Here is a 14,762-nt window from a genome sequence, read left to right on the forward strand (position 1 = left end):
CATCCCCCGGATACACTGCCCAGCATCCAGTAATCCAATCTTAGGGGATAGACATGCGGACAAAATTACTTGGGGCGCTGATGGTGTTCGGGATTATTACCGGCACGGCTCATGCGTCATCGAAATTGGAAATCACCGATCCCAGAGCGGCGAAGATAGAGGACATTGTAGAGCTACCCATCAAAGGGGTTCGAGCCGTCCAAAGTGATGGGCAGATCATGTTCCTCTCTGAAAACGGACGATTTGTTATTTCAGGACAAATCTACGACCTGTGGAGCAAGAAGCCCCTCAACACGATGTCCCAAATGAGGGATGTAGCGGAGCGTATCCACTTCAAGAGCATGGGCATGGATGTGGACACGCTGAACACTGTGTCGATGGGGCGTGGTGACAAAGAGGTGGTGGTCTTTGTTGATCCTAGGTGCGCGGTTTGCCATCAGCTCATGGGTGATGCCAAATCGCTGGTGGATGATTACACCTTTAAATTTATCGTGATTCCAGCTCTGGGTGCTGAGTCCAACCGCCTGGCAAAAAACTTGTACTGCGCGAAAGACAAAACCCACGCGCTTGATGCGCTGATGAATAACACCCTGGGTTCCCTTCCTTCAAAAGAAACCTGCGACCCCGGCCAATACGACCAAACGCTGCTGACAGCTCATTTCATTGGGATTGAGGGCGTTCCGTTCGTTGTTGCTCCGGATGGTCGTGTCAGCAAAGGACGTCCGAAGAACCTGAAATCATGGTTGGAGAGTGCTGAATGATCGTAACCATCAAAAAGAAACTCGAAGAAACGTTGATCCCGGAGCACTTGCGAGCTGCCGGGATTATTCCTGTCCTGGCCTATGACGAAGACGATCATGTCTTCCTTATGGATGATCACAGTGCAGGCTTTGGTTTCATGTGTGAGCCCCTGTGTGGTGCCGATGAAAAAGTTCAGGAGCGAATGAACGGTTTCCTGAATCAGGAGTTCCCGTCGAAGACTACGCTCCAGTTTGTCCTGTTCCGCTCCCCGGACATCAATCAGGAGATGTACCGGATGATGGGTTTGCGTGATGGCTTCCGTCACGAGCTGCTGACATCTGTTATCAAGGAACGGATTAACTTCCTCCAGCACCACACGACAGATCGCATATTTGCCAAGACCAACAAAGGTATCTACGACAATGGCTTGATCCAAGACCTCAAGCTGTTCGTTACGTGCAAAGTCCCCATCAAGAACAATAACCCGACTGAAAGCGAACTCCAGCAGCTCGCACAGCTTCGCACGAAGGTCGAATCATCGCTTCAAACCGTTGGTCTGCGTCCTCGCACAATGACGGCGGTGAACTACATCCGGATCATGAGCACCATCCTGAATTGGGGGCCAGATGCTTCATGGCGACATGACTCTGTGGATTGGGAGATGGATAAGCCCATCTGCGAGCAAATCTTCGATTACGGCACCGACGTGGAAGTCAGCAAGAATGGCATCAGGCTGGGTGACTACCACGCGAAAGTCATGTCAGCGAAAAAGCTGCCTGACGTTTTCTACTTTGGTGATGCGTTGACCTATGCCGGGGATCTCAGCGGCGGCAATTCCAGCATCAAAGAAAACTACATGGTCGTGACCAATGTTTTTTTCCCTGAGGCAGAAAGCACGAAAAACACTCTGGAGCGCAAACGCCAGTTCACTGTAAACCAAGCCTACGGGCCGATGCTCAAATTCGTGCCGGTGCTGGCGGACAAGAAGGAGAGCTTCGACACTCTCTATGAGTCCATGAAAGAGGGGGCTAAGCCAGTCAAGATCACCTACTCGGTGGTTTTATTTGCTCCAACCAAAGAACGTGTTGAAGCGGCGGCGATGGCCGCACGAAACATCTGGCGTGAATCTCGGTTCGAGCTGATGGAGGACAAGTTCGTTGCTCTGCCGATGTTCCTCAACTGCCTGCCATTCTGTACCGACCGGGATGCAGTGCGAGACCTATTCCGCTACAAGACCATGACAACCGAGCAGGCTGCTGTGGTCCTGCCGGTGTTTGGGGAATGGAAGGGGACCGGGACCTATCATGCAGCGCTGATTTCCCGCAACGGCCAGCTCATGAGTCTGTCTCTTCACGACAGTAATACCAACAAGAACCTGGTGATCGCAGCCGAATCCGGCTCGGGTAAATCGTTCCTTACCAACGAACTGATTTTTTCCTACTTGTCCGAGGGGGCTCAGGTCTGGGTTATTGATGCCGGTAAGTCCTACCAGAAGTTGTCGGAAATGCTCAATGGCGACTTCGTTCACTTTGAAGAAGGAACGCACGTCTGCCTCAACCCGTTTGAGCTCATACAGAACTACGAGGACGAAGAAGACGCGATAGTCAGCCTCGTTTGTGCGATGGCTTCGGCTAAGGGCTTGCTGGATGAATGGCAAATCTCTGCGTTGAAACAGGTCCTTTCTCGCCTGTGGGAAGAGAAAGGTAAAGAGATGAAGGTTGACGACATCGCTGAGCGCTGCCTGGAAGAAGAAAATGACCAGCGCCTCAAGGATATTGGTCAGCAGCTCTACGCCTTTACGTCGCAGGGCAGCTACGGGAAATACTTCTCTCGCAAGAACAACGTCAGCTTCCAGAACCAGTTCACTGTACTGGAGCTCGATGAACTGCAAGGGCGTAAGCACTTGCGTCAGGTTGTACTACTCCAGCTTATTTACCAGATCCAGCAAGAAGTATTCCTGGGTGAACGTAACCGCAAGAAAGTCGTCATCGTGGATGAGGCCTGGGACCTGCTCAAAGAGGGCGAGGTCTCGGTCTTCATGGAACATGCCTACCGCAAATTCCGTAAGTACGGTGGCTCCGTTGTCATTGCAACGCAGTCCATCAACGACCTCTATGAGAACGCAGTGGGCCGCGCCATCGCGGAGAACTCGGCCAGCATGTACTTGCTCGGCCAAACCGAAGAAACCGTGGAATCTGTTAAACGTAGCGGTCGTCTGACCCTTTCAGAGGGCGGGTTCCACACCCTCAAAACGGTACACACCATCCAAGGCGTGTACTCAGAAATCTTTATCAAATCGAAGAGCGGTATGGGCGTCGGTCGCTTGATAGTGGGCGACTTCCAGAAGCTACTTTATTCGACCGATCCGGTGGACGTTAACGCCATCGACCAGTTTGTGAAACAAGGCATGAGCATACCTGAGGCAATCAAGGCCGTAATGCGAAGCCGTCGGCAGGCTGCATAACCAGGGAGACAGTAATGGACATTAAATCAATCGCAATCGCCGCCATTCTCGGTGCCGCTGGTGGCTTCGGCGGTAGCTACTACGTGATGAGCGAACAAACGGCAAGCATCCATCAGCGTTTGAATCAAACCCCGCCAGTGGTCGTGGTTGACTTCGCTAAAGTGGCGTCGGCGTATCCCGCTGGTGCCTCTCAGGAGGAAGTTGAAAGGCTGATGGTCAAGACCAATGACGCAATTTTGAAGTTGAAAGACGCAGGTTATTTGGTCCTTGACGCAAGTGCTGTCGTCGGGGCTCCAAGTGACGTGTACCTCCCTGATGAGGTGCTGAAATGAATTTTCCACTCAAGAAGTATTTCGTCAAAAAGGAATCCTGGAAGCGCTTCGGGGTTAAGGCAGGTGTGACACTAGTGGTTCTTTGGGCTGCTGGTGCGGCCTTTGCCAGCCGCTACCGTATTGGCATTGATCCACAACAGGAGAAGTGCCTGCCGGGTTACACCTTCTTCCTCATTGATCTGAACGACCAAACTCTGGAGAGGGGAGCGGTTTACGCCTTCCAAGCCAAGAACATGCAGCCTTTCTACAAGGACGGGACTCGCATGGTCAAAATCCTCACCGGTATGCCGGGGGATAAAGTCGAGATCAACGATAAGTGGAAGATCACCGTCAATGGTGATGTCGTCGGAGAGGGGCTCCAGCTCGCAGGGAAACTACATCTGCCAGAGAGCCACTTTTACGGCAAGACCACGCTGAAAGAGAACAACTACTGGTTTATGGGCAAAAGCCCATTCAGCTTCGACTCACGTTACTGGGGGACTGTGAAAAATGATCAGATCATTGGCCGCGCATATCCCCTGTTCTAAGAGCGTTCTGGTGGCGTTGATGTTCTCTGTGGCTGGCGGGGCATACGCTCAAGAGTCTCCGCTCACAGAGCAGGATAAGGCGCTTATTGAGCAAGGAAAGCAAATTGCCCAAAAGGCCCAGAAGATGGAAATGCCATCTCTGTTGCAAAACCAACACATGGACGAGGCTCAGGCCGAAGCCAAGGCATTTTTCAAGCAGCTCCAAACTACTAACCCAACGCTCAAGGAGATGCACCGGAAACAGGCTGAAAAGGGTATCTACTCTGACCATCGGATACTGGTTTTCGCCTCGTTGTCTCTTGGCGAACAGGGGTTAGATGACGTCCTAACGGCGGTGTCAGGCCAGCCTGATTCTGTAATTGTGTTCCGTGGCATCCCGGAAGGAATGAACTTGGGGCAGGGAGTTAAAGCTATTCAGGCGCTCGCGGCCAAAAAAGACCCAGTGCCGAACATCATCATCAACCCTACGTTGTTCAAAACGTACAACATCACAGCCGTTCCCACGATTGTGATGCTGGAGGATGAGCCGCTGCCTGGCGAACAACCAAACGTCGTCGCCCAGGTCTCCGGGTTGTCCGACCCGGTATGGTTGGCTCGGGAAGTGGATAACGGAGAAAAAGGCGATCTCGGCGTTAAGGGGCCGGTGGAGAAAATCAGTGAGCCAGACCTTATTGATGTTGCCAAGAAACGCCTTGCCAATATCGACTGGGAAGAGAAGAAGAAACAGGCTATAGAGCGCTTCTGGACCAAGCAGAATTTCAATGAGCTGCCAAGAGCGCCAAAATCTCGAACACGAGAAATTGACCCTAGCGTCATGATCACCAGTGACATCAGCACTCCGGATGGCACTGTGTTCGCTCACGCGGGTGACGTGATCAACCCATTGTGCGATCCGAAGGAAGTTTGCAAGCCTGGAACGCGGCCATTTACCCAAGCGGTCGTAGTTTTCGACCCGCTGGACAAAAAGCAAATGGAACTACTCGCCAAGAAGCTGCCTGAAATCAAGCTGGAGCCTGGCGTACAACGGATCACCTATATCGCCACAGAGTTCGACAAAGACAAAGGCTGGGATTCCTACAAGAGTGTCACCGACAACTTTGACGCGCCGGTATATCTGCTGACGCCAGATCTGATTACCCGGTTCGAGCTGGAGCACACACCGAGCGTCATTACTGCCAGAGGCAAGAAGTTTGTTGTCCGCGAACTTGCTGAGGAGGGCGGTGAATGATTTTTGCCCCGGCTTTCCAACCAATTAAAGACGTCGGCACAGGTTCGTTTGTCGCTGCTGAGGTACTGGCTCGTTGGTACGACGAAGGCCGGGTTCTTACACCATCCTCTCTGTCATCTCCTCCTTATTGGGGACTGGTGGATATGGAGATGGCACGGTTCATTCAGGACAACCTTCATTATTGCTTGGATCTGTACCCGGCTCTCTTTCTGAATGTCTCCGAACAAACTTTGCAATCAGACGTCATCTTCAAGGCGTGGTGTAGGGTTGTCCGCGACATTGCTAAAAATCACTCATCACGGCTTGTCATCGAGATTACAGAGGGCATTCAGGACGCCTCTCTCGCATCGAGATGGGAGGCTCTGACCGAAATAGGGGTTGAGCTGGCGCTGGATGACTATGGAGACAAAAACTCTTCTCTGGATCGCCTGAGCCGTTATGACTGGCACTATTGCAAGTTTGACGCGAGAAGACTGCGGTCGCTTGAAGACTACCCGGCCATCCTCCACTGCCGCCGAAAAGGCATACAGCTCATTGCTGAGCAGGTGGAGAGCTTCCCATTGGGGGAGAGCGCCAAATTACTTGGACTGTCATGGCAACAAGGTTTCTATCACGGGAAGCCTGCTGTCATGGAGAAAAATTTGAATTACGTAAAGGCCTTACCATGATGCAAAAAATTCTACGGATCATGGCCGTTAGCGCGGTCTTTTGGGTTGGTTCGGTATCGGCTGACCCTGGGTGCCAGAATGCGGAAGTGATCGGCGGAAAACTGATTACTGACATCTGCTGGAGCTGTATTTTCCCTATCAAAGTAGCAGGGGTTCCTATAAGTGGTGGAGGCGGATCATTCCCGAGTGAAGCCGTAAGCAACCCTCTGTGTATGTGCGAGGATAATCTAGGGGTCCCTCGGCCTGGAGTCACCACTTCTATGTGGGAGCCAGCACGGCTCGTTGAATTTCAGAGAGTGCCTGGCTGCTCATCAGTCTTGAATGGTGTCAGGTTCCCGTTTGATAGGACTAACCAAGGGCATCATGGCATGGGAGACATGGATGGTGGTGATGGTTCTTTTATGCACTATCACTACTATGCGTTTCCTCTGTTGGTGATGCTCGATTTATTTATTAAGCAGACCTGTAATGCTGATGGGTATATGGATCTCGACATCATGTACATGTCGGAGCTCGACCCGACCTGGAACAATGATGAGCTCGCTTTTTTTACCAATCCAGAGGCGGCGGCAGTAGCAAACCCAATTGCGGCGGCTGCGTGTACTGCTGATGCTGTCTCATCAACCGCTGGAAAACCTTTAAAACAGCTTTTCTGGTGTGCTGGTTCATGGGGCACCCTGTATCCATTTAGTGGCAACCAGAATGGTGGAAAAGGTGTTATCCGCGATAGCAGTCTTCTTAGCACAAGGGTTCTGGCTGCTTTGCATCGCCGGGGGTTAGCGTGGAAGACAATGGGTTCTGAGGCTATGTGTAGAGGCGTTATTAGCCCAACACTACCCAAAACGCAGTACAAATTCACGCTATTGCATCCGGTTCCAGAGACAAACTCATCTCACGTAATTGGCGAATCCACTCTTACGTGGGGTCTGGCGCGAACTATACCGGCAATTGGGCAAGACCCTATTTACACCATCTGGCGATGGAATGATTGCTGTAACAATTGAGCAGACCCTAACGAATTTGCACGGGCATTTTAGATTATGCCCCAAAAGGGCCACTACACGTACAGGTGGCCCTTGTCTTCTCAGATAGCATGGGAAGGTTGAAATGGAGAACACAATGCGAAGTCATAATTACTTTATGAAAGCTGTGGCCTCGCTGTTGACAGTAACCATGTCTGCGCTGCCGATACATTCCTACGCTAACGGTAGCCAAGACCAGGACATCACAGCGGTGGGTAAAGAGGCCCAGGCTTTCGGACAAAACCTCTCAAACTCATTCAAGTCGAGCTCGGGGACTGTGCAAGATGGCACAATCTCTATGCCGACGTTGAAAGACGGTCAATTCCAAATGAACGGGGGGAGTCAGATTAATGTCAATGATCTATTCCCCGGAACGAGCGGGACCAACAATAAACCTGATAGTTATTACTTCCCTGATGCCAATAAACCTGATGTGGGCGGTCTGCAAGGCATTTACGACTCTGGCGATGACATGGACAGCGTGGGGAATAATGCAAAAGGGTCGCTGTGGAGTGATGCCAATAGTGCTAATCCATCAATCTCTGGTGCGGCATACAAGGTTCTTCTCGATGCCTCTAATCGATCACGCCCTGATTTCAGTAATGACCCGGTACTAAATCTAAGCAAAAAGACCTATGAGGATATGGACCTCATCGCAGGTGGCTTTGGGGATTGTTCTGCCGAAACAACCATCAATCAGAATACTATCAACGCCCACATTCCAGAGTATGAACGGTGTCAGCGTGTTGTAGATCAAAGCGCGGACTGTGAGGTTGTCCATGACTACGACGCCTCTGTGGTGAAGCACTATGATGGTCCATATAACCTCAAATCTTGTGGAGAAGGCTGTACTGAGTTGTGGATTGGTCGAGTGGGGGACAACTACTGGAGTGGTAACTGCAAGATTTATGAGGAGTACACGCGGGTCCAAGTCAGCAATCCAGATGCCATAGTGTCTGCAACGCTTGAATACGCCAAGTGGGATGACTACATGCAAGTGTGGGTCGGTAAGTCCGGCCAAGAGACTAAAGTGTGGTCTGGCCCAGATGGCAACTTCCCTCCAGAAACAGCCGGTAGATGTGAGCTCTCCACGAGTTGGGAGCGAAACCCTAATGTTGATGTCACTCCCTATTTTAAGAACGTGAAAGATGGTGATGTTGTTACGTTTAAGATCCGCGTTTCAGTAAGTGGCGAAGGTGAGGGTTTTGGCCGCATAAAACTCCGCTATGACCCATCGAAAGCCATTACCAAGGATGAGTGGGCTCCACAGAGCTGCATGGATTCAGCCAAAGGGGTGGTAGATGGTTTTGCGGAAGGCGAGATCACATGTATAGATGACCCGACTGATGCTACTGGCTGCACAGTCATCAATGGGATCAAAGTTTGCGAATCTCAACTCAAGCCGTCACCTTTGCCTGGTATTCCAAAACTATGCAAAAAGGTTCGAGTTAAAGCTGACTATGACTTCTATAAGGGGCAAATGGACTGCTGGACAGACCCTCAAGGTGAAACGCACTGTCCGGTAAACACGGGCGGGAATCTCGATAGCTGTCAGAAATATGAAGAAAACCCTCAGTGCGGCTTCATCAGTTCCAAATGTGTTGATGGTGCTCAGGGAAGTTCTGGTACGTGCTACGTCCACGAGGATACTTATGACTGTGGTACAGATGTTTCTGTTCCGACCTTGGAAAAGGAAACTGAGTACCAGTGCGGTGGGCCTATACGCTGCATGGGAGATGACTGCCTTGATTTGACCAAAACACAAAGCACTGATTTTGCTCGCGCTACTGCGTTGCTCAATGCAGCCCAATTCATGACGCAGGATATGAGCTGCACAGGCCAAGATGGGGATGACAATCCTACCGGGGATGAAAACGTTATTTGCTCTGCTTTTGCAGGGGAAGCTGGCGAATGCAAGATAGCTGTTGGGGGAGTTTCTGATTGCTGTGAAAAGCCAACCAATATATCTCTTGCCGATTATCTGAACCTAATAATGGCCGTTCCAAAGCTCGATGGCGCAGTGATGGGGCTGACTGATGGTAATGCGCTTAAAGGTGCTTATCAGGTACTTAGGGAACCTGCCCTTCAAGGGTGGACAGAAGTCACAAAACCGTTCACAAGTTATATAGAGAACGTTTCAGGTGCTGTTGATTCGTTCTTCCAGCCTGTAGAGCAGTTTGTTGATCAACTCATTGACCAGCTCAAAGAGCAAGTCAAAGAAGTGATGATGGATGTCATGAAATCAGCAGGCCAAGATGCAGCAACAGAGCAGGCGGCTGCCGCAGCATCTGAACAAGCTGCCGAAGCAATGATGGAGACTGCGACAACATGGCTTAGCACTGCCATGACGATATATACCGTCTATGTCGTTGCGATGGTGATGATCCAGATGATTTATAAGTGCGAGGAAGAAGAGTTCACTATGAACGCAAAAAGAGCGCTCAAGAATTGCACCTATGTAGGCTCTTATTGTAAATCTAAGGTGTTGGGCGCTTGTATTGAAAAAAGAGAAGCGTATTGCTGCTTCAATTCTCCGCTCTCTCGTATTATACAAGAACAGGTTCGCCCTCAATTGGGGCAGAACTTTGGAGACCCCAAAAATCCTCAGTGTGAAGGGATTCCACTAGATAAAATTGCCGAAATTGATTGGAGCAAAATTAATTTGGATGAGTGGCTTGGGATATTACAGCAGAACGGTAAATTCCCTGATCCGGCCTCAATAAATCTCGACTCGCTGACTGGAGCAGGGAATGACTTCAATATTGACGGGACGCGGAAGAATGCTCAGGAAAGGGCGTTGGAGCGGTTGGAAGGGATTGATATTGACGCGAAGCGAAAAGAGGCGACAAACAGCATAGACCCTCAAACAGGCGCGCCAACTGGTGGTGGATAAAAAAAGGGGCCTTTCGGCCCCTTTCTCATGTAGATTGATTACGCTTCTGGGTAAACAAATAACTCTGCTTTTCCCTGATCAAGAAGGTAAGGGAAAGCAACTTTTTCGCCATTATCCAGCTCAACCGATTTTGGAGCAAGGTAGAGGTAGGCCCAAGCTGGTAGCTGTTTGCTAATAGCTGCGTAGATCGCTTGCTGAGGAGCATGGCTTGCTGCCCCATTACCGACATTCACAAAGTTGTATGCGGTCTCATGGCCTGATGTGAAGGCATACGCTGTACCTTGAACGCCAGAGACAAAATTAGGAGCTGACCCTAGGCGAGGCTCCACGATTTTCACCTTAACGGAACACATGTCAGCTACCTTACTTTGTCCGTTCACCCACGTCGGGCAACCCCATTCATTCTTGTAGAACTGATAGGTTAGGCGACCGTCTTTGTCATACAGAAGCGTGAAATTGGCACCCAAATCAGTCAGCGCTGACTCAATGGAAACTTTCACATGTGAAAGAAATTTGGCCTGAGCGTCTGCCGGTGAAACTGCTTCGTTAGCAGGCATCCAAGCGATCAAGCTATTGCGAGCGCCATGCTGTTTGGGGCCGATAGCCCAGTTCGCAAGGTTGACCAAGCCACCTTGCCAGTCGGTCATTCCGAGCTGAGGGGACATGTAGCCAGACAGCACGTAGGCTGCCCCAAACGTTTTGGTGTCGGTCAGACGCTCCAGCTTGTCACGCGGAACAGAAGCGTCTTGGATGCCTGTTACCAGGCCACCGGCCTCCGCGATGTTGTAAGCGCGACTGTGATTGGTTTTGTACGCTGTGGGTTCGTAACTGCTGGTGGATGCACAGCCAGATAGAGCTGCTACAGCCAGAGCCACGGTGGTGATTAAAGCCTTTTTCATGTTGTTCTCCGTTCTTACCTGAGTTGAATCTGATTTACTTCGATAATATCACAGCATCAAAAAATGCAACCATAAAAGACAAAAAAAAGCCCCTCGGGCGAGGGGCAAAGGTTTGGGCTGGGTTATGCTGCTTTTGTTTTCTCGGCTTCGTCTGCGATTTCCTTGTCGCCGGTTGCAGATTCCGGAGCGGCTTCGGCCACTTCACCTTCTTTGCCTTTGCTGTGGGCGGAAATGCGAGCCCGTTTCTCGATGCCGATGATTCGACCGGCCAGCTTGATGAGGCGTTGCTGCCATTGGTAAGTGGCGTCGGTGCGCTGCTTGCTGGTCAGTACGGTGTTCAGCCAGAGAGTGTCAACGATCCCCATCAGGGTATCCAGTTTGCGGATCAGGTGTGCAAACTGAGCAACCTGAGGAGAGTTGATCTCGATGGTGTATTCATTCGGGTTGGTGTAGCCGGGCATCATGTCGATGCCGTTGTCTTCCATCAGCTTGTTGAGCTGGGCGGTAGCTTTGTCCAGGTCTTCGGAGACCTTGGAAATGTGTTCCAGGATGACGGTTTCAACCTGGTCGATTTCGTCCTGCTCACCGATGATGCGAAGGATCACGTCGATGGAGAACAGGGAGTTGGAAACTCGCTCAAAGCTGCGTTCCATGACGCGCTGAGCTTGGAGGCTGTTTACTTTCAGAACTTGCTTGAAAACAGGGCGAGAGTAGTGGTTGCTGCGGTCGTTGTTTGTGTCCAGTGCTACTTGTGCTTCTGCCATTAGAGATACTCCTAAATTTGAGGTACAGATAAACGCACTGGAAAGGATAAATGCGGTCAATCTGTAACCTGACCTCTCGAAGTGCCCAAAATGGACAGTTACAGCGTTTTCTGTTTAGCAAAGGTGAGCTATATTTGAATCATCTTAGTCGCTCTGCGGCTATAGGTGAGATAGCTGGTCTCCGAAAACAAACAGCATCTAGTCTTATGCCGTATGGCATTACTTAACCCCAAGCCGGGGGCTTCTCCCGGTTTTCGGGTGTTGCCCCTGTTTTTTTTACATAGGAGCAACACCATGCACATCATCACTTTCATTGTAGTTCTGCTTGCATCTCTGGGCGCACTGTACGTAGGCGCGAAGGCATTTGCTTTTTCCTTCATCGTTCTCGCTAAAGTGTTCCAGCGTATCGGTTTGTTCCTTTGGAACAAATTCGCAGTTCCTGCAATGCGGTCTGTACAGGCCGTCATCAAAGAACGTGCTGCCAAGGCTGAACAAGCCAAAGCAGTCGTTGAACCTGAGGTAACTCAAGTTCAAGAAGTCGCTAAACAAGAACCTGACTGGGATTATCTCGAAATCCCGACTTACCTTCGTAAGGGCAAGGAACTTGTTTGGTAATAACTGTCGCTGAGTAATCTTCGACACTTTCAAACCCATCGGGGCAACCATACCCCGACGGGGATGTTGCCCCTTTTTGCTTAGGAGCAACATCATGGAAATCGCTATCATCGCTTTGTGTATCCCTGCTGGTTGGGCAATCTCTCGTCCTTTCGTGAGAATCGCTGAATCGTTCGGTTACTGCTGATAGTCAACGCAAAGGGAGGGGGCAACCCCTCTCTTTCTGGTCAAGCCTCTGTGGCTTGTCCTCAAAGTCTTCTGGTGTCAGTTGGCTTTGACGACAAGCTACAGGGGGAATGTCGAATGCAACAGAATCTTCATGTTTACGACGATCACGCAGGCATCATCTATCTGGCTGATGGACGCGAGGTGAAATTTGATCCGAAACTGTATTCCAGCTCCTACCAGGCGCACAGTGAAGCAGTGAAGTGGGCCAAAGAAACCGGGGTCATTGGTCAAAACGACGATGTGGTGATGTTCGTCCATTGAGGGAGTAGCCTCCAGGAGAGGCTACTCTCCTCGCTCCTTAAAAGTCTTCTTACTCATGGTGAATACCATCAGTAAGCAGATTTTGTTCTCTTCGGAGAGCGAAAAGTGCGATAGCTGGTCGCCAAAAACAAACAGCAAATTAACGTTAATTTACTAGCCCAACCGGGCGCATCCGCCCGGTTCGGGACGTGGTGCGCCTGTCACAATAGGAGCGCACCTATGTCTCAATACTCTCAATTCTCAGTAAGCAAGGTTTTCGGTATGCCCAGCATTCCGGAGAAGGTAACGGCCATCGGCTACGCTGACGGTTCAAACCCTTTCATCCCTGCCACTGATACCAACTACGTTTTCCGCAAAGAGTTTCTGCGAGAGGTCTTGGCCTATCTCAAAGAGCCTGGCGGTGACGCATTGTTCGTAACCGGCCCTACCGGGTCTGGCAAAACCTCAGGTATCACCGAGATCGCTGGTCGTCTCAACTGGCCTGTTCAGCAAATCACTGCCCACGGGCGGATGGAGCTGACAGATCTGATTGGACATCACGCTCTGGTCGCGGAAAAGCCTGGTCAACCACCTGTCATGAAGTTCATGTATGGACCTCTGGCAGTCGCTATGCGTGAAGGTCATCTGCTCCTCATCAACGAGGTGGATTTGGCCGACCCTGCCGAGCTGGCTGGTCTCAACGATGTCCTTGAAGGGCGTCCCCTTGTGATCGCTCAGAATGGCGGGGAAATCATCAAGCCGCACCCGATGTTTCGTGTGGTCGTTACTGGTAACTCTACGGGGTCCGGTGATGCTTCTGGTTTGTACCAGGGGGTGATGATGCAGAACCTCGCAGCTATGGATCGCTATCGTTTCACCAAAGTAGGGTATGCGGATGAGGAAGCTGAACTCAGCATTCTTGGCCGTGCTACTCCGAAACTTCCGGAAAATGTGCGGAAGGGAATGGTTCGGATTGCTAATCAGGTCCGCAAACTGTTTCTTGGCGAAAACGGTGAAGATGGTCAGATCAGCGTCACCATGTCCACTCGGACGTTGGTGCGTTGGGCGAAACTGTCTCTAGCGTTCCGTGGTGCCCCAAATGCTCTTGAATACGCCTTGGATCAAGCTCTGCTTATCCGTGCGGCCAAAGAGGAGCGTGAAGCCATCCTGCGTGTTGCGAAGGATGTGTTCGGGGACCAATGGCGCTAAGAGGTGACGCATGAAGAAAAATGACTGTTTGTGCCGTCGTTACACTGCTAAAGAGTGGGGCAATGACGAAACCACAATAGAAGTCTTCATTGGCTACAAGTTGCTCCGGGAGCCCAGCTCCTCGGAGCCAGGCCAATTCACGATGGTCGAGCTACGCCGAACCGTCACTGATGGGAAAGCTGAAAATTGGTCTGAGACAAAGCTCGAAGGACCTTTTGAAGCTAACGGCCCAGACACGATCCCAATGTCCTACAAGGACAAAGAAAGCCAGTATGTGTCACAGTTTCTCAGCCAGGGGTACACCTTTCTGGATGAGGTGCTGGTAAACGCAGAGACACAGACGGTGCTGGAAGGGGGGAATGTTTCAGCCGGACAAACAGCCAGCTTGGGATCTCTCAACTGGCTGTTATCTCCGCCCTCTGAGTTACCTCCAGGTGACATAAACCTCTTCAAAGGTTTTGTTGCTGGGGTTTTTGCCAAAGGAGCCGGTTTAATCGGCTTTGAGGTTGCTCGGAGCGAAGGCTCAAATGACTTGCTACCCAGTGTGCTGATGCGTACTGACAGCGGTTATGAGCTTGGGGTTAGCACTGGACTAGGCGAAAACACTATCCATCCAGCTACGCTGGAAGGCGCTGGTGAACTCCGCCCGGAACATGGTCACAAACCCCTGCTGATGTTGGTTTACCTGCAACAGCGTTTCGCGGATGACTTTTCAAACGTAGAGAAGCCGCTGGTGGCATTCTGTGATGAACAGGGTGATACCTTCGACTACGAGCGTTTTGATTCACTAAAACCCCTCATTGAACGGTTTGGTTTCAGCTACGACGAAGTAAGAGCAGATGCAGAAAGGCTTGGCCTTGTATCTGAGCTGATTCGCCTGGCAGAGATCGACGCCGAACAAGAGGATCACTTTTTTTAACCCTTACGGGGGC

Annotated in this window: 14 protein-coding genes; 12 read left to right on the forward strand and 2 right to left on the reverse strand. The window is 50.9% G+C overall.

Annotated elements, in window-relative coordinates; all coding sequences use genetic code 11:
• The first annotated feature begins 53 nt into the window (after positions 1-53).
• The 8 genes from M1E93_RS19190 to traN all read left to right on the forward strand — a co-directional run bounded on the left by M1E93_RS19190 (position 54) and on the right by traN (position 9,875).
• A complete protein-coding gene (locus M1E93_RS19190) occupies positions 54-761 on the forward strand; it encodes a DsbC family protein (protein WP_001259346.1) in 708 nt (235 codons plus the stop codon).
• Positions 758-3,205 (forward strand): type IV secretion system protein TraC, encoded by a 2,448-nt coding sequence (gene traC, locus M1E93_RS19195; protein WP_000637384.1) that lies wholly within the window; start codon positions 758-760, stop codon positions 3,203-3,205. Before M1E93_RS19190 ends, traC begins: the two co-directional genes overlap by 4 nt.
• A gap of 14 nt (positions 3,206-3,219) precedes the next feature.
• Positions 3,220-3,537 (forward strand): hypothetical protein, encoded by a 318-nt coding sequence (locus M1E93_RS19200; protein WP_000351984.1) that lies wholly within the window; start codon positions 3,220-3,222, stop codon positions 3,535-3,537.
• Positions 3,534-4,064 carry a S26 family signal peptidase gene (locus M1E93_RS19205; protein WP_001010740.1) on the forward strand — a complete coding sequence of 177 codons (531 nt, stop codon included), beginning with the start codon at positions 3,534-3,536 and terminating at the stop codon, positions 4,062-4,064. Before M1E93_RS19200 ends, M1E93_RS19205 begins: the two co-directional genes overlap by 4 nt.
• A complete protein-coding gene (locus tag M1E93_RS19210; RefSeq protein ID WP_001447719.1) occupies positions 4,027-5,292 on the forward strand; it encodes a TrbC family F-type conjugative pilus assembly protein in 1,266 nt (421 codons plus the stop codon). The genes M1E93_RS19205 and M1E93_RS19210 overlap by 38 nt, the downstream gene beginning before the upstream one ends.
• Complete coding sequence (locus tag M1E93_RS19215; protein ID WP_000575345.1) at positions 5,289-5,960, forward strand: EAL domain-containing protein; 672 nt, start codon at positions 5,289-5,291, stop codon at positions 5,958-5,960. Before M1E93_RS19210 ends, M1E93_RS19215 begins: the two co-directional genes overlap by 4 nt.
• Complete coding sequence (locus M1E93_RS19220; protein WP_000983282.1) at positions 5,957-6,964, forward strand: TraU family protein; 1,008 nt, start codon at positions 5,957-5,959, stop codon at positions 6,962-6,964. Before M1E93_RS19215 ends, M1E93_RS19220 begins: the two co-directional genes overlap by 4 nt.
• A gap of 115 nt (positions 6,965-7,079) precedes the next feature.
• Positions 7,080-9,875: a conjugal transfer mating pair stabilization protein TraN gene (gene traN / locus M1E93_RS19225; protein ID WP_001256484.1), complete on the forward strand. Its 2,796-nt coding sequence runs from the start codon at positions 7,080-7,082 to the stop codon at positions 9,873-9,875.
• A gap of 38 nt (positions 9,876-9,913) precedes the next feature.
• Here the strand turns inward: traN and M1E93_RS19230 are convergent, their stop codons facing one another.
• Positions 9,914-10,540: a hypothetical protein gene (locus tag M1E93_RS19230; RefSeq protein WP_228130981.1), complete on the reverse strand. Its 627-nt coding sequence runs from the start codon at positions 10,538-10,540 to the stop codon at positions 9,914-9,916.
• Positions 10,541-10,896: 356 nt separating this feature from the next.
• Complete coding sequence (locus tag M1E93_RS19235) at positions 10,897-11,538, reverse strand: hypothetical protein (protein WP_000796664.1); 642 nt, start codon at positions 11,536-11,538, stop codon at positions 10,897-10,899.
• Between the two features lie 294 nt (positions 11,539-11,832).
• On the opposite strand from M1E93_RS19235, the gene M1E93_RS19240 reads away from it, so the two are divergent.
• The 4 genes from M1E93_RS19240 to M1E93_RS19255 all read left to right on the forward strand — a co-directional run bounded on the left by M1E93_RS19240 (position 11,833) and on the right by M1E93_RS19255 (position 14,749).
• Complete coding sequence (locus M1E93_RS19240; protein ID WP_000547566.1) at positions 11,833-12,153, forward strand: hypothetical protein; 321 nt, start codon at positions 11,833-11,835, stop codon at positions 12,151-12,153.
• Between the two features lie 303 nt (positions 12,154-12,456).
• A complete protein-coding gene (locus M1E93_RS19245; RefSeq protein WP_001186917.1) occupies positions 12,457-12,642 on the forward strand; it encodes a hypothetical protein in 186 nt (61 codons plus the stop codon).
• Positions 12,643-12,861: 219 nt separating this feature from the next.
• Complete coding sequence (locus M1E93_RS19250) at positions 12,862-13,830, forward strand: AAA family ATPase (protein ID WP_000085160.1); 969 nt, start codon at positions 12,862-12,864, stop codon at positions 13,828-13,830.
• A gap of 10 nt (positions 13,831-13,840) precedes the next feature.
• Complete coding sequence (locus tag M1E93_RS19255) at positions 13,841-14,749, forward strand: hypothetical protein (RefSeq protein WP_000739139.1); 909 nt, start codon at positions 13,841-13,843, stop codon at positions 14,747-14,749.
• The last annotated feature ends 13 nt before the right edge of the window (positions 14,750-14,762 follow it).

Origin of the sequence: Providencia sp. PROV272 (genome assembly GCF_049901975.1) — a bacterium.
Lineage (GTDB): Bacteria > Pseudomonadota > Gammaproteobacteria > Enterobacterales > Enterobacteriaceae > Providencia > Providencia stuartii.

What these genes read in the sequence shown, in the direction of transcription:
- M1E93_RS19190 (WP_001259346.1), top strand. Translation starts at nt 54, where the DNA reads ATGCGGACAAAATTACTTGGGGCGCTGATGGTGTTCGGGATTATTACC.
- traC (WP_000637384.1), top strand. Translation starts at nt 758, where the DNA reads ATGATCGTAACCATCAAAAAGAAACTCGAAGAAACGTTGATCCCGGAG.
- M1E93_RS19200 (WP_000351984.1), top strand. Translation starts at nt 3,220, where the DNA reads ATGGACATTAAATCAATCGCAATCGCCGCCATTCTCGGTGCCGCTGGT.
- M1E93_RS19205 (WP_001010740.1), top strand. Translation starts at nt 3,534, where the DNA reads ATGAATTTTCCACTCAAGAAGTATTTCGTCAAAAAGGAATCCTGGAAG.
- M1E93_RS19210 (WP_001447719.1), top strand. Translation starts at nt 4,027, where the DNA reads ATGATCAGATCATTGGCCGCGCATATCCCCTGTTCTAAGAGCGTTCTG.
- M1E93_RS19215 (WP_000575345.1), top strand. Translation starts at nt 5,289, where the DNA reads ATGATTTTTGCCCCGGCTTTCCAACCAATTAAAGACGTCGGCACAGGT.
- M1E93_RS19220 (WP_000983282.1), top strand. Translation starts at nt 5,957, where the DNA reads ATGATGCAAAAAATTCTACGGATCATGGCCGTTAGCGCGGTCTTTTGG.
- traN (WP_001256484.1), top strand. Translation starts at nt 7,080, where the DNA reads ATGCGAAGTCATAATTACTTTATGAAAGCTGTGGCCTCGCTGTTGACA.
- M1E93_RS19230 (WP_228130981.1), bottom strand. Translation starts at nt 10,540, where the DNA reads ATGTCCCCTCAGCTCGGAATGACCGACTGGCAAGGTGGCTTGGTCAAC.
- M1E93_RS19235 (WP_000796664.1), bottom strand. Translation starts at nt 11,538, where the DNA reads ATGGCAGAAGCACAAGTAGCACTGGACACAAACAACGACCGCAGCAAC.
- M1E93_RS19240 (WP_000547566.1), top strand. Translation starts at nt 11,833, where the DNA reads ATGCACATCATCACTTTCATTGTAGTTCTGCTTGCATCTCTGGGCGCA.
- M1E93_RS19245 (WP_001186917.1), top strand. Translation starts at nt 12,457, where the DNA reads ATGCAACAGAATCTTCATGTTTACGACGATCACGCAGGCATCATCTAT.
- M1E93_RS19250 (WP_000085160.1), top strand. Translation starts at nt 12,862, where the DNA reads ATGTCTCAATACTCTCAATTCTCAGTAAGCAAGGTTTTCGGTATGCCC.
- M1E93_RS19255 (WP_000739139.1), top strand. Translation starts at nt 13,841, where the DNA reads ATGAAGAAAAATGACTGTTTGTGCCGTCGTTACACTGCTAAAGAGTGG.